Below are 22,362 nucleotides of genomic sequence, written 5' to 3' on the forward strand. Positions count from 1 at the left end.
TGACGATTGCGCTGCGGCGGATTTCTCAAGCGTAGTGAATGCGCGGGGATTTTGCCTTTGAGGCCACGCTATTGCGCTCTGAGCAACTGCCCCAACGCCTGCAGCTCAGCTTTCTCCACATCCGACACCAGCACGAAACGCATATAACTGGCCTGCCACGACACCACATTGAAGCCGCGCAAGCTTTGGCTTTGCACAGCTTTATCAGCCTCGCTCGTAGGCAGGATGAACACGTTGATGATGTGTTTGCCATGCCCATAGCTCAGGGCAGCGGTGGTCTGGTGTTGCAGGTAATCCAGGCGCCCGCCGAGCAAGGGAAAGCCCTGCGCCGAGTAGTCGGAAACCGGGGGCGAGAAGTCGAGTTTGCCGGTGAACCACGGTTTTACGGTGTGGCGGTCGGATGACACCACGTCGTTGAGGTGTTCGCCCATCAACGAGCGCACATGGCTGGACACGGCCTCGTCGATCAAGGGTTGCTCGCTGCCCGGAGTGGCGACATACAGCACCATCGCCAGGGCCAGCGCTGTGGCGGAAAAGGCCGGTGCCAGCCATTTTTGCCAGCGCTGGATGAATCCCGGCGCAGGTGTGTCGGCTGCGAACACGCTGGCCGCCAATGAGGCGGGGGCGGGGTAGTACGGCGCATGGCGCTTCACGCTGACCTTGAGCAACTTCGCTTGATCATGCAGCCGCGCGCACTCGGCGCAGGCGCTCAAGTGCGCTGCCACCTGCGTAGCTGTCGCCGGATCAAGTTCCTGATCCAGATAGCCGTGCAGCTGTGTCTGGCAAACCGTGCAGTCGAGTTCATTCATGATCGTGCAACTTCAGTAGTTCGAGCTTGAGCAGGGCCCGCGCCCGGGCCAACCTGGACATCACGGTGCCGATGGGAATATCGACCACCAGAGCGATGTCCTTGTAGGGCAGGTCTTCGAGGTCCTTGAGCACGATCACCTCGCGAAACGCCGGCGGCAGGGCGCACAGCGCTTGCTGCAGCAGCGCGGCGTTTTCCGTGTGAATGGCCAGCAATTCCGGGGTCTGGCTATGGCTCAGGGGGCCGTCGTCAATCGCCATGTCGTCATTGATGGCGACCCAATGGCGTCCGGCCGAGGCCTTGAGCCAGGTGTAGCTTTCGTTGCGCACGATGGTCAGAAACCACGCCTTGGCGTTGCCATCGGCGAAACGCTGCAAAAACCGGAAGGCGCGCAGGGCGCTTTCCTGCACCACATCGCGCGCAGCGCTGTCGTTGCCGGTGAGCCAGCGCGCAAGGTTGTAGGCCGCGTCCAGATGGGGCGCAATCAGTTCCTCAAATCGCTTCATGGTCGGTTCCGCACCGTCACACCCCTATAACCGTGCTGCGGCGGGTTTTATTCGCGGCAAAAGATTTATTTTTTGCCGTGGAATAAAGCCTCGCGCGGCCAGGTTTACCTCGTGTCAGCTACCTCACTGTAGTTCGCCCGCGAGGACACACCGATGGACATTCAAGCAAAACATCCGCTGCGTACCGACGGCCCGCTCAACCCGGACCGGCGAACCCTGCTCAAATGCTCGGCGTGGGCCGGGGCAGGAGTACTCTGGGCCTTGAGCGGCGGGATTCCCAAAGCCTTTGCGCTGGACGAGGCGGGCAACGTCAATGATCCAAAAGCGCTGGCCAGCACCTTTCACTTCGTACAGATCAGCGACTCGCACATCGGCTTCAACAAGGAAGCCAATCCGGAGCCGGTCAAGACCTTGCAAGTGGCGATCGACAAGGTCATCGCACTGCCCAAACGGCCGTCACTGATCCTGCACACCGGCGACATCACCCACCTGTCCAAACCTGAGGAATTCGACACCGCCGCACAGCTGCTCAAAGGCCTGCCATCCACCGTGTATTACGTGCCCGGCGAACACGACACCCTCGACGAGGGCGGCGGCAAGCTTTATCTGGAACGCTACGGCAAGGGCACCAAAGGAAACGGTTGGTACAGTTTCGATGACCATGGCGTGCACTTCATTGGGCTGATTAATGTGTTCAATTTCCAGGCCGGCCACGAAGCCACCCTCGGCACCGATCAACTGGCCTGGCTGGCGGATGACTTGCGCGCGGTCAGCAGCAGCACGCCCATCGTCGTGTTCACGCACATCCCGCTGTGGACCATTTATCAGCCGTGGGGCTGGGGCACCGAGGATGGCGATCAAGCAATAGCGATGCTGCGCAAGTACGGTTCAGTGACGGTGCTCAACGGGCACATCCATCAGGTGATCCAGAAAGTCGAAGGCAATATCACCTTTCACACCGCCCGTGGCACGGCCTATCCGCAGCCGGCACCGGGTGCCGCACCGTCGCCGGGGCCGATGACGGTGGCAGCCGATCAATTGCGCAATTACCTGGGGATCACCGACGTGCGCGCGACTCAGGGCGATCATCCGCTGGCACTGATTGATTCGACACTGGTGTGACGGAGGGCGAACCGATGAAAACGCGACTGTTGGCGCTGATGGGCCTGTTGCTGGCAATGCCGCTGTGGGCCGCGGAAGTGAAGATCGACATCAAGGAATTCATGTTCGCCCCCAAGGACCTGACCGTGGCCGTCGGCACCAAGGTGACGTGGGTCAATGACGATCAGATTCCGCACACGGTGGCAGAAACCCACAAGGTGTTTCGCTCGGGAGCGCTGGATACCAATGACAGCTTTTCCTGGGTGTTCGATACGCCGGGGGAGTTTGAGTATTTTTGCGTGTTGCATCCGCAGATGATTGGGAAGGTGGTGGTGGTGGTGACGCAGTAGACGCTCTTTATCCAGCCGACAAAATCAAACGCCGCTCAGGGGATCTTTGCATAAACAGGATGACGTCGAAGATTCGACCTGGCTCTGTACTGAGTTCAGGATAGTTGCTCTGGAGAATTGCCTCGGTCAGCAGCGCTTTATTGTCGCGCCAGCATTGGCCCAAGGAAAATGGTAGATGGCAAATGCGCTGGCCAGCGGCTCTATAGGCGTTTTTTGGTAGAAGGTACTGTGTGCCGCTGAACCCGGATATTCCTGCACGTTGCAAACCCTTTCTGACCTGGCTGTCAAACGCGGGCATGAATCCAGTGATCAGTAGTAAAGCCTTCATTGGATAAGTGACGTTGGTATTGTTGATGAAGAGCGCATGCGCCAACGCCTCGAGGATACTTAGCAATTCAGTATCAAATTGGTTGAGCGAGCTGAAGGGTGTCTCTCGGATGAAGTTTCGACCGCCCGCAGGGTCTAGATCCAAAGCATCCAGTCCGATGCGGTCGAGGCACACAAGCCTGGAATGCAGCGCCTTGCTGCTCAGCGCTGCAGCGATGTGCTGAGTTGGACGGAGTATCGGAGCCTTGCGCGTACACGCTCCCCAGTTGGCCAATGCGGCGTATAAGGCCTCAGCGAGCTCGCCAGCACGCTCTATTGAAACATCAGCGGCAAGGTACCGACTGGAAATTTTGCGTACGTGAGCAAAATCAGCATGGTAAGAGGCGTTGAACGCATTGATTGCTGATTTGATATCGGTAGTCTGGCCAATCAACTGAAGCATTGTCTTTATCCGAATTGAAGTGAGCTGCGGAGCGAACAGAGCATATCGATACAACTGATAAGGGCAAGTGCCCGGACAGCCTGATCGCCACTTCAGGAAGTGCTCAGGTTGTAAACGAATCCAATTGTTCGTTCTCAGCCAGCACCTTTACTGACGAGCACACACTTTTTCACAAAGACCTCCCAGGATCCAATCGGTGGCAGAATCTCCCTGACTTGAACGTTCAGGAGAACATCATGCTTCGTGTGTTTGAACGAAGACTCGACCCTTTCCCGCCTGACGAGGTGCCACCGCCACCCAACGGTCTGGCTAAATTTCTCTGGGCCTGCACGCGGGGGGCTCGCGGCTACATTCTCGCGCTGGCGTTGCTCAGTGCTGCCGTATCGGTTTATGAAGCGTGGCTGTTTTCCTTCCTCGGCCAGGTCGTCGATTTGCTCTCCACGTGGCAGGCCGGCGGCGAAGCGGCGGTGCAGGAGAGCAGTGTGTTGTGGGGCATGGGCATCGTCATGGTCTTGAGTGTCGGGCTGGTGGCGTTGCGCACCATGGTCCAACACCAGATTCTGGCGATTAACCTGCCGCTGCGCCTGCGCTGGGATTTCCATCGGCTGATGCTGCGGCAGAGCCTTTCGTTTTTCTCCGACGAGTTCTCCGGCCGGGTCACGACCAAAGTCATGCAGACGGCGCTTGCCGTGCGCGACGTGCTGTTCACCATGATCGAGATTCTGCCGGGGATTGGCGTGTACTTCATCGCGATCATTGCCCTGGCTGGCGGTTTTGCGCTGAAGCTGATGTTGCCGTTTCTTGCTTGGGTCGTGCTGTTCGGTCTGGCCATGTGGTACTTCGTGCCGCGCCTGGGCAAGGTCGGCCAGGAACAGGCCAATGCGCGGTCGATGATGACCGGGCGTATCGCCGATGCGTACACCAACATCACCACAGTGAAACTGTTCTCCCACTCCAACCGCGAAGCGCACTTTGCGCGGGCGGCGATGGAAGATTTCAAGCAGACCGGCTTTCGTCAGATGCGTCTGGTCAGTCTGTTCGAAATCGTCAATCAGGCCTTGGTGGTGGGGTTGATCATGTCCGCCGGCGGCTATGCCCTGTGGCTGTGGCATCAGGGCGACGTCGGCGCCGGTGCGGTGGCGGCGATTACCGCCATGGCGTTGCGGATCAATGGCATGTCGAACTGGATCATGTGGCAGATGACCTCGCTGTTCGAAAGCATCGGTACCGTCCAGGACGGCATGGCAACGCTGACCCAAGGCACCAAGGTGCAAGACGCACCGGATGCCGGCGTGCTGGTCACTTCCGGCGGCGCGGTGACGTTCGACAAGGTGAAGTTCAACTACGGTGGCGAGCGTCAGGTGCTCGATGGCCTGAGCCTGAGCATTCGGCCGGGTGAGAAAATCGGTCTGGTAGGGCGCTCCGGTGCGGGCAAATCGACGCTGATCAATTTGCTGCTGCGCTTCTATGACGTCGACAGCGGCGAGATTCGTATCGACGGCCAGAATATTGCGCACGTGACCCAGGACAGCCTGCGCAGCGCGATCGGCATGGTCACCCAGGACACATCGCTGCTGCACCGTTCGATTCGCGACAACATCGCCTACGGCCGGCCCGATGCCACCGACGCACAGATCCGCCGCGCCGCTGCCAATGCGCAGGCTGACGAGTTCATCAGCCAACTCAGCGACCGCCAGGGCCATACCGGCTACGACACTCTGGTAGGCGAGCGCGGGATCAAGCTGTCCGGCGGCCAGCGGCAAAGGGTGGCGATCGCCCGGGTGATGCTGAAGAACGCGCCGATCCTGCTGCTCGACGAAGCCACCAGTGCACTGGACTCGGAAGTCGAAGTGGCGATTCAGGAAAGCCTCGATGACATGATGCAGGGCAAGACCGTGATCGCGATCGCACATCGACTGTCGACGATTGCAGCGATGGACCGGCTGATTGTCATGGATGACGGACGCATCATCGAGCAGGGCACCCATTCCGAATTGCTGGAGAAGAACGGCGTGTATGCGCGGCTGTGGGCGCATCAGAGCGGCGGGTTTCTTGGAGAAGACAAAGGCGTGGTGGAGGCCTTGGATCAGGCGTAAACGGGCAGGGCACATGGCCGGGGCATCTTGGGTGTTCCCGGCCGATTTGCCTCGGTTCATTCAAGCCAGATCGACACTCGCCATCATTCGAACACTGGCAAACGTCGATTCGTTTCTCGCCTGATCGAGCGTTGTCAGTGTGTTGATCGATGACGGCGGCGTTACCCGTTTACGACTCATTGCAGAACCTGAGCGCTCGTCGCTCGGCGGCACCCCAAAGTGCTCGCGATAGCATTTTGAGAAATGCGGTGTGGAGGCAAATCCGCAGACATACGCCAGTTCCACGATGGACAGCGAGGTTTGCTTGAGCAGTTGTCGCGCGCGAATCAGCCGCAACCGCAAGTAGTAGCGTGACGGCGTGCATTGCAGGTATTTCTGAAACAACCGCTCCAGCTGTCGGCGTGACAGATCGACGTATTCGGCTAGGTTGTCCAGCTCGATCGGTTCCTCAAGATTGGCCTCCATCAACGCAACGACTTCTTGCAGCTTGGGCTGATGCGTACCGACCACATGCTTGAGCGGTACGCGTTGATGGTCCTGCTCGTTGCGGATGCGCTCGTAAACAAACATCTCCGAGATGGCGGCTGATAACTCACGACCATGATCGCGGGCGATCAGGTGCAGCATCATGTCCAGCGGCGCTGTTCCTCCGGAACTGGTAAAGCGGTTGCGGTCGAGGGTGAAGAGGCTGGTGCTGACGTTTACGCGTGGGAAAGCTTCCTGCATGGCCGCCAGAAATTCCCAATGCACGCTGCACTCATAACCATCGAGCAATCCGGCTTTGGCGAGTGCCCAGCTACCGGTGCACACACCGCCCAAGCGTCTGGATTGGCGCGCCAGGGCTTGCAACCAGGATGTGTGCTCACGGGTGATCGCGCTCTGGATGCCGACCCCGCCACAAACAATCACCGTGTCCGCCACGCTGGGGTTGCTCCACGAGGCATCCGGCGTGATCGGGACCCCGTCGCTGGCCCAAACAGCCGCACCATTGGCGCTGAAGGTATGCCAGCGATACAGCGTTCGCCCCGACAATTGATTGGCCATGCGCAGTGGTTCGACGGCGGATGCCAGCGACATGAGGGTGAATTTATCCAACAGCAGAAACCCGACGGATTGGGTCGTACCGTCGGCCACGGAGGGGGTCGATGACATCGTGTCCTCACAGGAATCGGTCTGAGATGCAGGCGTCGGTCATTCCCTTGGTCTTCGCCAAGGGAATATCGGCTTCGGCGTGAACGCCTAGCCCACCGACGTTGCGCGTGCCGTCGGGGCAGGGTGACGCGACGTCATCAGGCCGATAAAGGAGATTGCCAGCGCCAGACCAATGGTGGTGGTGACTTCGGTGCGGTGCTGCGGGGTGATCATCATGACCGCCAGCGCCGCGCAGATGAAGCCGATCACCAGCCACGTCAGCCATGGAAACAGCCACATGCGGAAGGTCAGCTCGACCTTGCGCTGTTGCAATATCCGCCGCATGCGCAGCTGCGACACCGCAATCGCCAGGTACACCAGCAAGGCAATCGCCCCGGAACTGGCCAGCAGGAACTCGAACAGCCCGGCGGGCATGAAGTAGCTCCACACGGTGATCGACGCACCCAGCACGGTGCTGGCGATCACGGCGGCGCGTGGCACACCGGCCGCGGAAGTCGCCTTCAGCGTTTTCGGTGCATCGCCGCGACGGCCCAGCGAGTACAGCATGCGCGAGGCAATGTAGATCGAGGAGTTCATGCAACTGGCCACGGCGATCAGGACGACGACGTCGACCATGAACTTGGCGTTTGGAATATTCATGATTTCCAGGGCGCGCTGATAAGAGCCCACCGAAGCCAGCAACGGATCATTCCAGGGCACTACGGAGATGACCACGAAGATCGACAGCAGGTAGAACACGCCGATGCGCCAGATCACCGAGCGGGTGGCTTTGGCAATGTTCTGCGCCGGGTTATTCGATTCGGCGGCCGCGATGGTCACCGCTTCAGTGCCGATGAAGCTGAACATGATCGTGATGAAAGCGCCGACCACCGCCGACAAGCCGTTGGGCGCAAATCCGCCGTGCTCGGCCATCAGGCCGCTCAACCCGCTGACTTCGCGGTCGGGCACCCAGCCCATCAACACGGCAAAACCGACCCCGATGAAGCCGATGATCGCCACAACCTTGGCCATGGCGAACCAGAACTCGAATTCACCATACTTGGACACGCTGAACAGGTTGGTCACCACCAGCGCGATGATCGATCCCAACGCGAACAGCCAGGCATCGACCTGCGGAAACCATTGGTGCAGCACATGCCCGGCCGCCAGTGCTTCGATGGGAATCACCAACACCCAGAACCACCAGTACAGCCAACCGATGGTAAAACCGGCCCAGCGGCCGATGGCCTGGTCGGCGTAGGTGGAGAACGAACCGGTGTCCGGATTGGCCACCGCCATCTCGCCGAGCATGCGCATGACCAGCACGACGAGCAAACCGGAAAACAGATAGGCGAGCAGCACCGCCGGCCCTGCTGCGGCAATCGCGTGTCCTGAACCGACGAACAAACCGGCGCCGATAATCCCGGCGATGGACAGCATTGTGACGTGACGAGGCTTGAAGCCCTGCGCCAATTGGCTACTCGAATCCATGGAGTTCGGGCTGATCATCGGTATTTTTATTCTCTGCTGATCGACATTTAAGCAATTGAACGAGCACGCGATCGGTCACCATCGTTGCCTGCTGAACTCCCGAGAGAAGCCCGTCCAACCGCCGCAGTTCTTATCAACCCCATGATCTGACCGGGATTGTTTTGATAGGAAGACACGGCACCTTAGCCGGCCTTGCAGCAGATTCAATAGCCTGATTGCGCCATGATCGTGTCTGATATCGACATGTGAATACCATGAGGTCGTATTGGAGACCTGTCGGTCACGCAAGGCTCTGGCAATCAAAACCCAGATTGACCAAGTCATGTTCGTTTTTGAGATGGGGGCCTGAATTCGACGGCGAAGCCAAACTGGGCCCCACAAGCCAGGCTCTCTATACTGGCCCTCCAGGATGGTAAATAGAGCACACCCTATGCCCGTCGCACCCAATCAAAATTCCCCAGTCATTTTGGTCCCGGCTCAACCAAGCGACTTGGACAATCTTGTAGCCATTCGAATTGAGGCCATGCGCGAAAGTCTGGAGCGTGTCGGGCGATTTGATCCGGTGCGTGCGCGTGAGCGGTTTCTTGGCGGTTTTGACGCTCGCAACACACGCTATATCGAGGTATCTGGAGAGAGGGTTGGTTTTGTAGTGGTCAAGCATCACCACAATGAACTCTTGCTCGACCACTTGTATGTGAGACCGAGCGCGCAAGGATCAGGTGTAGGGGCTGCTGTTCTCACTCAGATTTTCAAAGAGGCGGATGCGGCTGCGCTCCCTGTTAAAGTTGGCGCTCTCAAAGAAAGTGCTTCGAATCGCTTTTATACCCGCCATGGCTTCCAATTCACCGAAAGCAGTGAAGTCGACAATTATTATGTGCGTCAGAGTGTTCCGGCGAAACAACGGTAGAAAGCGTTCTCAGGCTCGGTATATCCAGTAAACTTGGCGTCAATCTCGCGCCTTAGAGCGCCTGGGTATACAGAAGGAAACCGCCATGCTTGAACTCGAACCGCTGTGCTTCTCGTCCGACTGCCCTAGCCGAGCCTTATTCGAGCAGATCGCTGATAAATGGTCGATGATGGTGTTAGCCGTGCTTGATGACGGTCCGCAACGCTTCAACGCGATCCGTCGTCGCCTGCAAGGCGTCACCCAAAAAGCGCTCACGCAATGTCTGCGCCGGCTGGAGCGCAACGGCCTGGTATCGCGCGAGGTGATTTCGCTTTCGCCAGTCGCGGTGCAGTACCAAATCACGCCGCTGGGCCGCACGCTGCAACAACCTTTTCGGGCACTGCATGAATGGACGCTCGCCAAGCTACCGGAGGTTGATGCTGCCCGGCAGAAGTTCGACGCCGCTGCAATCGGACCGATAAGTACGTAGGGAAGGCTGCTTCACTGGATTACTTGAACGCGTTGTCGGCCGCCCATGCTGCGCTTCGGAACTTGTCATCCGATGGCTTGAAAAACACCGAAGATCTCAATCAAACCAGCGCGATCATGTAAGCATGAAACTCTGCCAACACTTTTTGTTGTTGGCAGTGCGCTGGTTTTTGCCTTTCAACCGCGGGCAATCATTCTCGATACCTGCTTCAACCGAATCTTCACATCGATTGCTCAGGCCGTTCGATCATGAACGCAGAGCGTCCTGCTCTTGCGCGCGAGGCCACTGTATACGGCTCGCCAGCCCATACGCCGCCGACCATTTCCTGACGGTAGGTATCCTCAGACCTACCAGGTGTACGAACGGTGCCTAATTGACGCCAGGTTTATTATTGATACCTTGTCGATTGTCCTCACTTGAGGGAAGCGGTCCGAACCAAACCCTTCGTTCGCCACTCTTGCCGGCGGCTTGCAGCCAGCCAATCGAGCATCCGACAGAAGCATTTCTTTGGTCGAGCCGCACTTGAGAAATCGTTAGGCACGGGCGGACATTCAATAAATTTATTCTGAGGAAAGTATGGGAAATTTTAAGCTTCTAACCCCCTTGAACAACGAAGAGCTCACTTTCAGAAATCGGGTGTTCATGGCGCCGATGACAAGAGGTCGATCCAAGGATCAGGTGGCCAACGAATTGACTGCGACCTATTACGCACAGCGCGCATCGGCGGGCCTTATTTTTACTGAAGGCAGCCAGATCAGCGCCCAGGCCGTCGGCTGGACGAATACCCCAGGGATCTATACGCCTGAACAGATTGCGGGCTGGAAGAAGGTAACTCAGGCAGTTCATGAAGCCGGTGGCCTCATTTTCGCCCAGCTTTGGCACACCGGCAGAGCATCTCATCCTGATTTTCATGGAGGAGAACTCCCGGTCGCGCCATCGTCAGTCCCCTTCAATAGCCAAGCGTTCACGCCAGAAGGCATCAAACCCTCGGTGACCCCACGCGAACTGACCATTGATGAAATCAAGTCCACCATTGCGGACTACGAAAAAGCTGCACAGGCCGCGAAAGATGCGGGCTTTGATGGTGTGGAGATACACGGTGCCAATGGTTATCTGCCCGCGCAGTTTCTGGAAGACGGCTCAAACAAACGCACCGACGAATATGGCGGTAGCATTGAGAAGCGGGCGAGGTTCTTGCTTGAAGCCACGGACGCTGCGATCAGAGTCTTCGGACCGGCCCGTATCTCGGTCAGGCTGTCGCCGCGCATTCCGTACAATGACATGGGCGACTCCAATCTCGAGCAGACCTACATGTACGCGGTAGAAGCGCTGGAAAGTAGAAACGTTGGAATTCTGCATTTCATGGAACCCGGGACTCTACCGGAAGGCGCGAAACCCTTGGCGCCCGGGGCTCGCCAGCGGTTCTCAGGAATTTTCGTGTTGAATGTTGGTTATGATCGGAAGTCCGCGGAACAGGCCCTGCAAACCGGCCTGGCCGATGCAGTCACATTTGGCACACTGTTCATCAGCAACCCTGATCTGCCGGAACGCTTCTTCCTTGATGCGCCGCTGGCTACTGCGGATGCCTCCACTTTTTACAGTGGTTCGGAAGAGGGCTACACCGACTACCCGCCGCTGGCCTAGAGATCGAAGCGCGATTTTCGTTTTGGTACCGACCAACAGTTTGATCATGGACGAGCAACTTGCCGCCTCAGGACGGCAAGTTGCTTCAGGCCTTACAGAGTAAATGACAACGCAGAGAAGACCATCCCGCCACTGCCTGCCCAACCCATGCAAAACTGGTCTTTCTCGGCTTCGCCCCGACTCATCGCATCGAAGATGCCGTAGGGGATGGACGCGGTAATGATGTTGCCGGTTTTATGCCCGACATGGTGCAGCTTGTGATCAATACCGATCAGTTGCCCAATGTGCTCCCACATCTTTGGCGAACCGGTATGAATAAACACTTTATGAACATCTGCTGCAGAGATGTTTTGCAGATTGAAGACTTTGATCGCTTCATTACGACCATCTTCATGCAAGGCTGCCGCGTAGGAGTTGAATTGATATTGCCCGCCGGTCGGTGCAATACGGGGAATATCCTCCTCATTGCAGAACAGTTTCCAGTCCGGCAGGGAAATGGTCGACAAGTCGCTCAAGTCCGGCCGGTTGATGTACGAGAACTTGAAGTTGCCGGGGGCCTCATGACTGAGGATGGTGACCGTGACGGCTTCGCCAATGGTAAAACTCGGAAACTTGTAAGCCAGTTCCGCCGACGACTGCAAAGAGAAGTTCTTGGGCATGACCGGCCCGCCAGCAGACATGCCAAATTCCATATTGACGATCGCCGCGTAGCGAATCTCGCCGGCCTGCATTTTGCTGTTGATGACATCCATGGCGGTCACCCAGCCGTTGCAGGCGTCCACCACATCAAAGTTTCTGCAGCTCAGGCCCAGCGCCTTGGCAATGAACGTACTGTTGGCCGGCTCGATGAAGCCTCGCGTGACGTTCGGATAGATCAACAGATCCAGGTCGGCCTTGTCGATGTTGGCCTGAGCGAGCGCCGAGTTGAATGCAGTCTCCATCAGTTGCATCGGCGTTTCATCGGCGCCCAGCCAGTGGCGCGTGCCGCTGCCGCTTTTTTCAAGCAACTTGCTGATGGTCTTCAAGGTTTTTGGCAAGTCTTCCTGGAACGTATCTTTAGAGTGTTCCTCGACCAGGTTTATAACGTCTTGATTGCTGATAATGCGTGACGGGAGAATCCCGGACAGACCAACTATTTTCATATGACTTCCTTGTTGAAAGTATGCATCCGTGGGCAATGGCTGCGGATGAGCAAACCCTTACTCATCCCTGTAAGGAGCCACTGGCGGCAATACTTTTAGCACAAAGAAAACGCGGATCAAGGACGTTGCTCGTTATTTGCCTCAATCGAATTGAATCATGACCTGGGTCAATTTAACGGCTTTCAAGTTAATCGAAAAAACAGTCGGGCGGACCCTCGCGACGCGGTTGGCATCTGTGTTTGATGTCGTCGGCTATCGGCGAAAAGGACACACCTGAAGGGATAAACACCCCTCAATAGCCAATTTTCGTCACGTGGTTGCGTAAAAGCCCCAAGCTGGCCCTAAAATCCTCGAAAACCGAGGGAACTATTAACGTCCACCAACAGACTGAGCTGCTGTTGCGACCTTCATGCAAACGTCGCACGAAACGATTTCTACAATAAATGGAGCACACAATGGGCAGGGCACGCGATGAGTTTGATTTCTGGTGGGGTACTTCCGGGTCGTGGGTGGAACCGCCGAATGTGCGCCGCAGCGGCACCAGCGGTGTCCAGCTGATTGTTCAAGGTGACAAGACGTTTTTTGTAAAGCGCCAGACCGGCCATTTGTTCCGCAGTCTCCGTTACCCCACTGGCCGACCGACCGCATTGCGTGAAGGCGTTGCCCTTTCAAGACTCGAAGAGCTGGGCGTGAATGCGCCAAGACCGGTATTTTATGGCGCGAGAAAAGTCGACGGCGTATGGCAGGGTGTCTTGGTTACCAAAGACCTGGGCGGCTTCATCGATCTGGATACCTGGTATAGCCAGGGCGCTGCAAGTCTGTTGACCACAGAGCAACATCTGCGACTTCTTGAACGTTTGGCGCAAATGCTGGCGCGGATGCACTCGGGCAAATGGCAGCACGGTTGCATGCGCTCCAAACACATCTTTATCAAGGCGTCGATTACCGACACAGACTTCGATTTCGAACTGGCGCTGCTTGACCTGGAGAAATCTCGCGGACGTGCTACGGCAATGGGCGCGGCGCGTCACGACATTCCGCAACTCAGGCGGCATTCTTTCTGGGATGAGTCGCAGTGGCAGCATTTCCTTTCGAGTTATGAGCAAGCCAGTGGTAGAACCCTGTAAGCAGGTGTGCAAAGCCATTGGTTAGAACAGGCTGTGGTGCGTGCTCAGCACGTAAGTCACGCACCAGCCTCCTCTGAATAATTACCACTGACCGCTTCCGAGGCAGGCGATTATTTCCCAGCCACTGAATTCCCACCAGGAATAGCGCTCATCAGAGCAACTTCTGGCCAGGCTGGCCGTCTGGATTTCTCCGGCTTTGCTATGTGTTGCGAATGGCGTGTTGATCGAGGCGGTCACCTGCTTGACCGTCTGTGGAGCAGTGATGGTGGTTGGATGCACGGCAGCGTTTGTGGCCGTTGCGGCGAGAGCGAGCGTCGCCGCGATGGCCAGAGTAGTCATGGACTTTTTCATGTTCGAATCCTTTCAGTTAGCTGACAGCGGGCTTATACATCGGCCCCGACCTGCCTTCTAAACAGATCGGGCATTCGCGTAATGTCACGCCAGAAAAGCCTATCACTGCGCTATCTCCAGAACAGTCGCACAACTGTGCTATTGACAACTTGTTGAACGGCCGGTCTTCGCCATGGGCGCTGGATCGAGTCAAATAATCTGAACCCCGCCCGAACGCCCACGCCTAACGATCAGCTTGTGTTCATTCGCACAGGCCCGGTGCCAATACCGGCACATTCCGAGAGGTGGTCAACGTGGCTAAAGACGAGAAGAAGAGCAAAAAAGACGATGCTTCGAAAGCCAGCAAGGACTTGAAAGACAAAAAGTCTTCGCCGGAAAAGAAATCAGCGGCAGCTTCGGCGCTTTCCAAGTCCTCCGACAAGAAAGACAAGAAGAAAGACGCCGAACCGAAAAAGTCTGCGAAAAAAGCCGATAGCAAGCCGGAAAAGGCCAAGGATGCTAAGAAGGCTGACAAGCCGGCGAAAAAGAAGAAGTAACACCTGCGACTCGCCAGGGCTTTACGCCCTGGCATCCCTCAGATCGTTCTTCAAGCCGTTTCTTCAACCCTGCGCGCATCCCCCAACGAATCACGCTGCATCGACTGCAGGTTTTTCTCGATGGTTTCGCACAGGGCTTCCATCTGGATCTGATGCTCGCTATGGCGAAACGGGCTTTGCAGGTCAGTACCGATGCGTTCGATGGCCAGCAGCATGAAGCCCACCACCGTCGAGGCCAGCGGGGTGAACCAACCCAGCGATTCCACCAGCCCCACCGGCACAATCAGGCAGAACAGCGAGATAAACAGGCGCGGGAAATACACGTAGGGGTAGGGCAGCGGAGTATTGGCGATCCGCTCCATGCCGCCCTGGCTGTTGGACAGATCGACCATCGTCGATTCCAGCCGTGCCAGCCGAATGCTGTCCAGGCGCCCGGCCTTGTATTCCCGAGCCAGCAACGCCGCGGAACCGGTGAGGATGTCGTTGGCAAAGTTGTTGGTGGTGCCGCTGCGGGCGAATTCATCTGCCGGGATGAACGCGCGGACTTCCTCCGGGCAAGGCTGACCCTGCAGATGCGCCGCGAGGCAATTGACGTACGCCACATGGCGGCGCAACAGCGTCGCCTTCACCGGGTTCACTTCGTTATCGGGATCATCCAGCAGCGTCAGCACCTGCCGGGCAAAGCTGCGCGAGCTGTTGATCATCATGCCCCACAGCGTGCGCGCCTCCCACCAACGGTTGTAGGCGCTGCTGTTGCGGAAACTGATCAGCACCACCAGCGCTGAACCGAGCAAAGTCAGAGGCATCAGCGGCAGGTTGATCTTGGCGTTGAGGAACAACATGAAGTCGACGGTGACGGCGATGTCCCAGAGCAACAACCAGAACAGCGACCAGCCCACGTAGCCCATGGTCTTGATGATCAAACGGTATTTTTTGACGATGGCTGCTTTCAAACGGAAACCTCGTGGCGAGCGGTAAGCGTTAACGCCCTAGCTCCGACGCTGGTTCGGGGGTAAAGGTTCGGTGTCGAGTGAGCTTCTTGGTTACGACAATTTTCAGGCAATAAAAAACCCGGTCATTACGCCGGGTTTTTTATTGCCTGCAGTTCTGCCAGACGTCAGAGCGAAGCTTTCACCTGCAAGCCAAACACCAACGCATTGTCGATGTCCTGCCCGGAAAACGCGCCCGGTTCGATGATGTATTGCATGTTCGGGCGCAGCGTCAGCCACGGCGTGGCCTGATAGCCGTAGCCGAGTTCGATCAACTGCTCGCCACTGTCCAGGTTCGGGAACTGCGTGCCATTGGCCATGGCAGCGTCCTGTTGCACGTCGCGGCTGCGCGAGTTAGGCACGGCGCGGCCGTAGCCCAGAGCGACGGTGTCACGCGGGCGACCTTCGAACGGTTTGTACAGCACCAGACCGGTGCCGTACCACTTGCTGAATGGCGAAGCCGCTTCGCTGGCCGCCGAGTATTGGCCGAACGCATGCAGGCTGCGGCCCTCGGACGTTGGCGAACTCCATACGGCCTGATCGATCAGCAGGTAGTGACCGCCACGGCCGGAGACTTCCTTGTCGCTGCCGACGCGTTTCACGTCGGAGCTGTCGTAGTAGTAACCGAGCTTGTATTCGCCAGGCAATTGGCCCGCGTGCTTGTACACCAGCTCGATCGGCACCACGGTGCCGGTGGTGTGTTTCGGGCCCAGATGCCAGGCACGGCTGGAGTTGCCGTTGCTTTCCGGATCGACGTTGAACGCGGCCACGCGCAGTTGCCAGGACGGCGACAAGTCGTATTTCACCCGCACGCCCAGGTGTGCGTTCGGGTAATTGGTCCAGCCGCTGCCGCCGGACATGTTCAGCGGATGGCCGCAGAAACCGGCGTTCATGAAGTTGCACAGAATGCCGCTGTCGAGGCCGCCGAGGTCGTTGCCCATTGCCATGTAACCCAGCTTCACGTTGAGCGCCGGGGTGAACAGACTGCGCTCATAGCTCAGTTCGGTCAGGCGGGTGTAGAGGCCGCCGTAGTTTTCCTGGATCGGCAGACGGTTGCCAACCAGATCTTCGGAGGCGCTGTTGCCGCGGCGGTCGTTGATGGTCAGCTGAACCTTGCCGGCGTTCTCTACGCCATACAACTTGCTCAGGTCGAACTGCGCGCCGAGCTTGATGTTCTGCGAGTAACGGCCGGAGCGATGCAGGCCGCCATCGGCGTTGTAAGCCATTTCGCCGGTGTAATCGCCGGTGAACTTGATGCCGTCTTCGTCCATCTGGTGGCGCAGGCCACCCCAGTCACCGGTCAGGGTGTTGCGGGTCAACAGGTTCGAATCGGTATCGGCGAAGGCGGGCAGGGTGGTGCAGGTCAGGCCCAACAGCACGCCGTTGACCCAGCCGTTACGAGTAAAACCAAACATGGAGATCTTCCTGCTCAAAGCTGTAGCGATATCGGAAAGCGGCGCGGCACCCTCAGGTGCCGCGCGCAAAAAGAAAGCGCCCGTGGTCAGCACGGGCGCTGCGGCTTACGGCAAGGCGTAAGCCATCACGTAGTCGCCGCGATCGGTCGACTGACGCGCACCACCGGCGGTGATGACGATGTACTGCTTGCCGGTCTTCGGCGAAACGAAGGTCATCGGGCCGCCCTGACTGCCGACCGGCAGACGCGCTTTCCACACTTCTTCGCCATTGGCGCTGTTGAAGGCGCGCAGGTAGAAGTCCTGGGTGCCGGCGATAAAAATCAGGCCACCTTGGGTCGACAGGGTGCCGCCGAGGGTCGGCAGACCGATCTTGATCGGCAGGTGCATGCGGATGCCCAAGGGACCTGTGTCTTCAACGGTACCGACCGGAACCTGCCACGCGACTTTCTGGGTCTTCATGTCGATCGCGGTCAGAGTGCCGAACGGCGGAGCCTGGCACGGAATGCCGGCCACCGACAGGAAGCGGTTTTTGTTCACCGCGTAAGGCGTGCCTTTGAGCGGTACCGCGCCCATACCGGTGTTCAACGCTTCGCCACCGGAGGAAGCTTGAGCCTTGTTCTGCGACGGGATCATCTGAATCCACAGACCCAGGCGCATGTCGTTGACGAAGATGAAGCCGTGCACCGGGTCAGTGGAGATGCTGCCCCAGTTCATGCCGCCCAGCGAACCCGGGAAGCTCAGCGATTTATCGGTACCCGGCGCGGTGTACAGGCCGTCGTAACGCATCGATTTGAAATCGATCCGGCACAGCAACTGGTCGTACGGGGTGGCGCCCCACATGTCCGACTCAGTCAGATGCTGAGCACCGATCTGTGGCATGCCCACCGATTTCGGCTGGGTTGGCGAGTACGGTTCGTTCGGGATGTTCGCGGCTTTGACCGGGACTTCTTTAACCTCGGTCAACGGTTTACCGGTGGCACGATCGAGCACGTAGATCTGCCCGGCCTTGGTGCCGATGACCAGCGCCGGAACGGTTTTGCCGTCCTTGGTGAAGTCGATCAGGCTCGGCTGCATCGGCAGGTCGAAGTCCCAGAGATCGTTGTGCACGGTCTGGAATACCCAGCGTTCATCACCGGTGGTGGCGTCCAGCGCGAGGATCGAGGCGCCGTAGGTGTGATCGAGTTTGCTGCGCTCGACACCATAGATGTCGGTGGACGAGCTGCCCATTGGCAGGAACACGGTGTTGGTTGCCGGATCGTAGGACATCGGCGCCCAGCTGTTCGGCGTGCTGCGCACATACGTGCTGCCGTCGGCCGGGGCCTTTTTGGCCTGCGGGTTGCCCGGGTCGAAGGCCCAGCGCATGGCGCCGGTGATTACGTCGAAACCACGGATCACGCCGCCCGGCATGTCGGTTTGCACGTTATCGGCTACGCGACCGCCGACCACCACAGTGGTGCCGGCCATCAGCGGAGCGGAGGAGAGCTGGTAGTAGCTGTCCGGTACGTCACCGAGACCGGCCTTCAGATCAACCTGGCCATTGTTGCCGAAGCCCTGGCAGAACTCGCCGGTGTCGGCATCGACCGCGATCAGGCGGGCGTCGATGGTGTTGGTCAGCAGACGGCGCTGGCAATTGGCGGCCGGCGCCGGTTTGGCTTCGATGATGCTCGAATTGCTTGGTTGAGCGATGCTTTTGGTCGCATCGAAATAGGCCATGCCACGGCAACGCTGCCAGACTTTCGACTTAGCGTTGATCGCGTTCTTCCACAGCTCTTTGCCGGTGTCGGCATCCAGCGCGATCAGGTTGTTGTGCGGGGTGCAGATGAACACTTTGTTGCCGATCTGCAGCGGAGTGAGCTGGTCTTCGGCACCGTTGCCATCGCTCTCGGCGACGTCACCGGTGTGGTAGGTCCAGGCTACTTTCAGCTTGTCGACGTTGTTGCGGTTGATCTGGTCCAGCGCAGCAAAGCGGCTGCCGCCCTCGGTATTGCCGTAGTGCGCCCAGTCTTTTTGCGCCTTGTCTGGCTCAACCGGGGTCAGGCCTGGGCCAGTGCCGGTGGCAGCGACGGTCGGATGCGCGACGAACATATTGCCGGCAGCCACCGCCAGTCCCACGGCCAGGACAGCGGCAACGGCGTAAGCGCCACGACCCGGAACACCACCGTTGGCACGCTTGAGCAGCGGATAGACCAGCGTCACCGCCAGACCCACGGCGCTGAACATGAACAGACGCGAAAACACCGGCCAGAACACCAGCCCGGCATCGCTCACCGCCCAGATCGCTGTCCCCACCAGAAACGCTGCAAACAGCCAGGCGCCGGCCGTCTTGAAGCGAGCGATCAGCAGACCGGAAACGGCCATCACCAGACCGCCCACGAGGAAGTACCACGACCCTCCCAGGCTGACCAGCTTCACTCCGCCAGCCGCAAGTGCCAGGCCGAGCAGGGCGATGATCACCCCCAGCCCGACCAGAATGAATTTTGATATGCCCGAGAGGCGTTGACTCTGCTTCACGTTGAATGTCCCGTTGAAATGAGGCGTGCATTATATAGATAGGTAACTACCTAGTTAAATCACTAATTCAGTAATGAACTGTTGTTCATTGCGAAATCCCCGTCCTGAGCGGGGACCTGCGCTTTCAAGGGCCTGGAAAGATATTTTGAATGCCTGAAAAAGCGCCTTTTTGTCAGAAAAAATGGGAGTTATGACAGCTGCCGTCATCAACCACGGTTATTGCGCAGAATCGAAAAATTCAACGCCGCCGCTACACACAGCCAGGCCAGATACGGAAACAGGATCAACCCGGTGATCAAATCCAGGCGCAACGCCATAAACACCATCACCGCGACCACCAGCCACAACAGCAGCAGAATCACCATGGCGGCGGCCACCTGATGCGCGCCGAAGAACACCGGCGTCCACAACGTGTTCAAGGCAATCTGCGCGGCCCATAGCGCCAGTACTGTCTGACTGCCAGGAATCAGGCTCAAGCGATAACCGGCCCAGGCCAGCAATAGATAGATTATTGTCCAGGCCAGCGGAAACGCCCAATTGGGTGGAGTAAATCCGGGTTTATTGAGCCCTTCGTACCATGGCCCGGGTTTGAAAATCACCCCGGTAGTCGCCGCAGCGCCGCACGCGATCAGAAAAATCAGAAACGTCACCATTTATCACTCCTTGGCCGCAGCCACTCTCTCTGGGATTTCAGCGCCGCAACGGTCGCTCATTCGGATTTCATCGCCATCAGGTCGCTGACCCGCGCCACCAGCGTGTCGACGGCAAACGGCTTGGTCAGCACCTGCATGTCCGGGCCCAATTGACCGGCACCAATCACCGCGTTTTCTGCGTACCCGGTAATGAACAGGGTCTTCAGATTCTGGCGGATTTCCCGGCCGGCATCGGCCAGTTGCCGACCATTCATGCCACCCGGCAAGCCGACGTCGGTGATCAGCAAGTCGATGTGTATGTCCGAGCGCAACATCTTCAGCCCGACCACACTGTCAGCGGCCTCTATCAAGGTGTAGCCGAGATCGCCGAGCACGTCAGTCAGCAGCGCACGCACCGTAGGCTCGTCGTCCACCACCAGAATCGTCTCGCCAGACTTGGGCAAGGCTGCCGGCGTGTTGTCCTTGTGATCCTGATTCGGCACGGGCTCGCCATGGTAGCGCGGCAGATAAATGCACATCTCAGTGCCCTGGCCAACCTGCGAATGCACGCGCACCTGGCCGCCGGACTGCTTTGCGAAACCGTAGATCATCGACAACCCCAACCCCGTGCCCTGGCCCAGCGGTTTGGTGGTGAAGAACGGGTCGAAGGCTTTGGCGATGACATCGGCGGTCATGCCGGTGCCGGTATCGGTCACGCACAGGCACAGGTATTCGCCCTCGGGCATGTCCAGGGTGCGCGCCGTCTCGCAGTCCAGCGCACGGTTAGCCGTCTCGATGGTGATGCGCCCGCCGTCCGGCATCGCATCGCGCGCGTTGATGCACAGGTTGAGCAGGGCGTTCTCCAACTGGCTGGCGTCCACCAGCGTTGGCCAGAGCCCCGGTGCGGCGCGGGTTTCCAGAACGATGCTGGGGCCGACCGTACGCTGGATCAACTCGGTCATGCCGGTCATCAGCGTGTTGACATCGGTCGGCCGCGGATCGAGGGTCTGGCGTCTGGAAAACGCCAGCAGACGGTGGGTCAGGGCGGCGGCGCGCTTGACTGCGCCCTGGGCGGTCACCATGTATTTGTCGACCTCATTCAGCCGGCCCTGGCTGATGCGCGCGCCCATCAACTCCAGCGCGCCGGAAATGCCGGCCAGCAAATTGTTGAAGTCATGCGCCAGGCCCCCGGTCAGTTGGCCGACGGCTTCCATTTTCTGCGACTGACGCAGTTTCTCTTCGGCTTGCATCAGCTCTGAAGTGCGCGATGACACGCGCTGCTCCAGCGTATCGTTGAGCGCGCGCAACGCGGCGATGGCGCGGTCGCGCTCCGCTTCGACATTGCGCCGTTCCTCGACATCGATCAGCACGCCGGGAAAGCGCAGCGGCGTTCCATCATCGGCACACTCAACACGGCCGTTGGCCTCGATCCACTGATATTTGCCGTCTGTGCGGCGCACACGGTACTGGTGGGAGTAGGCGCCACCACGGCCGATGGCTTCGTTGATCGCGGTGGTCAGTCCATCCTGGTCTTCGGGATGCACGGTCACCATGACTTGTTCGAGGCTGAGCCCTTCGCGGCCCAGCGCCGGGTTGAGATCAAACACCCGGGCGAACGCTTCGTCCACGGCGAAACGATCGGTGAGCAGGTCCCAGTGCCAGGTGCCGATGATCGCACCGGCGGCGAGCGCCAGTTGCACACGCTCGACGTTCTCCCGCGCCAGCGCTTCACTGGCACGCAAACGCTCTTCGGCGTCGCGCCGCTGGGTGACGTCGTTGAACAGGATCGCGATCTGCCGGTCGGCCGGATCGCCGACCCGTACCGCGCGCACGTCGAACCAGCGTTCGAAGGTGTTGGCGTAATTTTCGAAGTTCGCCGGCTCTCCGGTTTTGGCCACATGGCCGTAGGTTTCGAACCAGAATCTTTCCAGATTGGGCGCGAACTCGGTCACCCATTTGCCGCGCAGGTTGACCCCGCACTGGTGTTCGAACGCCGGGTTGGCTTCGACGAAGTAATAGTCGACGGGCTTATCCTCGGCGTCGAATTTGACCTTGACGATGGCGAACGCCGACTCGATGGTTTCCAGAATGGTGATGAAGCGAGCCTCGCTGCGTGCGAGCGCATCCCGACTGGCTTGCAGTTGCGCCGCCATGTCGCGATCGAGGTCAACGTCCTGCGTGTCGACCAGGGTGCTCTGAAGCGCCGCGCGCAATCGCCTTACCTCTGACTCAAGCGCTTCGCGACTAAGGTGTTCAAGGGTATCCATGTGACCTGCTTTATTGAATGTTCAGGGGCTGGCTTCATAGAGCGCGTAGGCACAACGCGAGCAGTGAACGTCGCGCTCGCAGTGGACTCGAGCGCCAATCATCCGTTGACCGGGCGCGCT

The 22,362-nt window shown here is 58.6% G+C and carries 20 protein-coding genes; 8 read left to right on the forward strand and 12 right to left on the reverse strand.

Annotated elements, in window-relative coordinates; all coding sequences use genetic code 11:
• Window positions 1-68 precede the first annotated feature (68 nt).
• The gene (locus KCG87_RS08115) at window positions 69-809 is read right to left on the reverse strand and encodes an anti-sigma factor (RefSeq protein ID WP_210557152.1); all 741 of its coding nucleotides are present in this window, start codon (window positions 807-809) and stop codon (window positions 69-71) included.
• Window positions 802-1,314, reverse strand: a complete 513-nt coding sequence (locus KCG87_RS08120; RefSeq protein WP_210557151.1) for a sigma-70 family RNA polymerase sigma factor — start codon at window positions 1,312-1,314, stop codon at window positions 802-804. Before KCG87_RS08120 ends, KCG87_RS08115 begins: the two co-directional genes overlap by 8 nt.
• A 153-nt stretch (window positions 1,315-1,467) precedes the next feature.
• Between KCG87_RS08120 and KCG87_RS08125 the strand changes: the two genes are divergently transcribed.
• Both KCG87_RS08125 and KCG87_RS08130 read left to right on the forward strand, forming a co-directional pair.
• Window positions 1,468-2,436, forward strand: a complete 969-nt coding sequence (locus KCG87_RS08125; protein ID WP_210557150.1) for a metallophosphoesterase — start codon at window positions 1,468-1,470, stop codon at window positions 2,434-2,436.
• A 14-nt stretch (window positions 2,437-2,450) separates the two neighbouring features.
• Entirely contained in the window at window positions 2,451-2,765 is a 315-nt protein-coding gene (locus KCG87_RS08130) for a plastocyanin/azurin family copper-binding protein (protein WP_210557148.1), read from the forward strand.
• Window positions 2,766-2,772: 7 nt separating this feature from the next.
• Here the strand turns inward: KCG87_RS08130 and KCG87_RS08135 are convergent, their stop codons facing one another.
• The gene (locus KCG87_RS08135; RefSeq protein ID WP_134786410.1) at window positions 2,773-3,534 is read right to left on the reverse strand and encodes a hypothetical protein; all 762 of its coding nucleotides are present in this window, start codon (window positions 3,532-3,534) and stop codon (window positions 2,773-2,775) included.
• Window positions 3,535-3,770: 236 nt separating this feature from the next.
• On the opposite strand from KCG87_RS08135, the gene KCG87_RS08140 reads away from it, so the two are divergent.
• On the forward strand, window positions 3,771-5,630 hold the full coding sequence (locus KCG87_RS08140) for an ABC transporter ATP-binding protein (protein WP_210685720.1): 1,860 nt from the start codon (window positions 3,771-3,773) through the stop codon (window positions 5,628-5,630).
• A 60-nt stretch (window positions 5,631-5,690) separates the two neighbouring features.
• On the opposite strand, the gene KCG87_RS08145 is transcribed toward KCG87_RS08140, so the two are convergent.
• Window positions 5,691-6,782, reverse strand: coding sequence for a GlxA family transcriptional regulator (locus tag KCG87_RS08145; RefSeq protein ID WP_210557145.1), 1,092 nt, complete (start codon window positions 6,780-6,782; stop codon window positions 5,691-5,693).
• A gap of 87 nt (window positions 6,783-6,869) precedes the next feature.
• Entirely contained in the window at window positions 6,870-8,270 is a 1,401-nt protein-coding gene (gabP, locus tag KCG87_RS08150) for a GABA permease (protein ID WP_210557144.1), read from the reverse strand.
• A 412-nt stretch (window positions 8,271-8,682) separates the two neighbouring features.
• Between gabP and KCG87_RS08155 the strand changes: the two genes are divergently transcribed.
• The 3 genes from KCG87_RS08155 to KCG87_RS08165 all read left to right on the forward strand — a co-directional run bounded on the left by KCG87_RS08155 (window position 8,683) and on the right by KCG87_RS08165 (window position 11,272).
• Entirely contained in the window at window positions 8,683-9,159 is a 477-nt protein-coding gene (locus tag KCG87_RS08155; protein ID WP_210557143.1) for a GNAT family N-acetyltransferase, read from the forward strand.
• An 85-nt stretch (window positions 9,160-9,244) separates the two neighbouring features.
• Complete coding sequence (locus tag KCG87_RS08160) at window positions 9,245-9,628, forward strand: helix-turn-helix domain-containing protein (RefSeq protein ID WP_210557142.1); 384 nt, start codon at window positions 9,245-9,247, stop codon at window positions 9,626-9,628.
• A 576-nt stretch (window positions 9,629-10,204) separates the two neighbouring features.
• Window positions 10,205-11,272 carry an alkene reductase gene (locus KCG87_RS08165; RefSeq protein WP_135295815.1) on the forward strand — a complete coding sequence of 356 codons (1,068 nt, stop codon included), beginning with the start codon at window positions 10,205-10,207 and terminating at the stop codon, window positions 11,270-11,272.
• Window positions 11,273-11,364: 92 nt separating this feature from the next.
• Here KCG87_RS08165 and KCG87_RS08170 read toward each other — a convergent pair whose 3' ends face one another.
• Window positions 11,365-12,414, reverse strand: coding sequence for a 3-oxoacyl-[acyl-carrier-protein] synthase III C-terminal domain-containing protein (locus tag KCG87_RS08170; protein ID WP_210557141.1), 1,050 nt, complete (start codon window positions 12,412-12,414; stop codon window positions 11,365-11,367).
• Window positions 12,415-12,869: 455 nt separating this feature from the next.
• Here KCG87_RS08170 and KCG87_RS08175 point away from each other — a divergent pair, with 455 nt between their 5' ends.
• Window positions 12,870-13,541 carry a lipopolysaccharide kinase InaA family protein gene (locus KCG87_RS08175; RefSeq protein ID WP_210557140.1) on the forward strand — a complete coding sequence of 224 codons (672 nt, stop codon included), beginning with the start codon at window positions 12,870-12,872 and terminating at the stop codon, window positions 13,539-13,541.
• 81 nt (window positions 13,542-13,622) lie between these two features.
• Here KCG87_RS08175 and KCG87_RS08180 read toward each other — a convergent pair whose 3' ends face one another.
• Window positions 13,623-13,892: a hypothetical protein gene (locus KCG87_RS08180; protein ID WP_098964028.1), complete on the reverse strand. Its 270-nt coding sequence runs from the start codon at window positions 13,890-13,892 to the stop codon at window positions 13,623-13,625.
• A 293-nt stretch (window positions 13,893-14,185) separates the two neighbouring features.
• On the opposite strand from KCG87_RS08180, the gene KCG87_RS08185 reads away from it, so the two are divergent.
• Window positions 14,186-14,428 carry a hypothetical protein gene (locus KCG87_RS08185; protein WP_103367089.1) on the forward strand — a complete coding sequence of 81 codons (243 nt, stop codon included), beginning with the start codon at window positions 14,186-14,188 and terminating at the stop codon, window positions 14,426-14,428.
• A 50-nt stretch (window positions 14,429-14,478) separates the two neighbouring features.
• Here the strand turns inward: KCG87_RS08185 and KCG87_RS08190 are convergent, their stop codons facing one another.
• From KCG87_RS08190 to KCG87_RS08210, 5 genes are all read right to left on the reverse strand, one after another.
• A complete protein-coding gene (locus KCG87_RS08190; RefSeq protein WP_007967141.1) occupies window positions 14,479-15,381 on the reverse strand; it encodes a bestrophin family ion channel in 903 nt (300 codons plus the stop codon).
• 164 nt (window positions 15,382-15,545) lie between these two features.
• Window positions 15,546-16,832 (reverse strand): carbohydrate porin, encoded by a 1,287-nt coding sequence (locus KCG87_RS08195; protein WP_210557137.1) that lies wholly within the window; start codon window positions 16,830-16,832, stop codon window positions 15,546-15,548.
• Between the two features lie 105 nt (window positions 16,833-16,937).
• Window positions 16,938-19,343 (reverse strand): glucose/quinate/shikimate family membrane-bound PQQ-dependent dehydrogenase, encoded by a 2,406-nt coding sequence (locus tag KCG87_RS08200; RefSeq protein ID WP_210557135.1) that lies wholly within the window; start codon window positions 19,341-19,343, stop codon window positions 16,938-16,940.
• A 206-nt stretch (window positions 19,344-19,549) separates the two neighbouring features.
• Window positions 19,550-19,993: a TspO/MBR family protein gene (locus KCG87_RS08205; protein ID WP_210557423.1), complete on the reverse strand. Its 444-nt coding sequence runs from the start codon at window positions 19,991-19,993 to the stop codon at window positions 19,550-19,552.
• A 59-nt stretch (window positions 19,994-20,052) separates the two neighbouring features.
• Complete coding sequence (locus tag KCG87_RS08210) at window positions 20,053-22,242, reverse strand: hybrid sensor histidine kinase/response regulator (protein ID WP_210557133.1); 2,190 nt, start codon at window positions 22,240-22,242, stop codon at window positions 20,053-20,055.
• Window positions 22,243-22,362 lie beyond the last annotated feature (120 nt).

Origin of the sequence: Pseudomonas sp. MWU347 (assembly GCF_017947305.1) — a bacterium.
Taxonomy (GTDB): Bacteria; Pseudomonadota; Gammaproteobacteria; order Pseudomonadales; family Pseudomonadaceae; genus Aquipseudomonas; species Aquipseudomonas putida_A.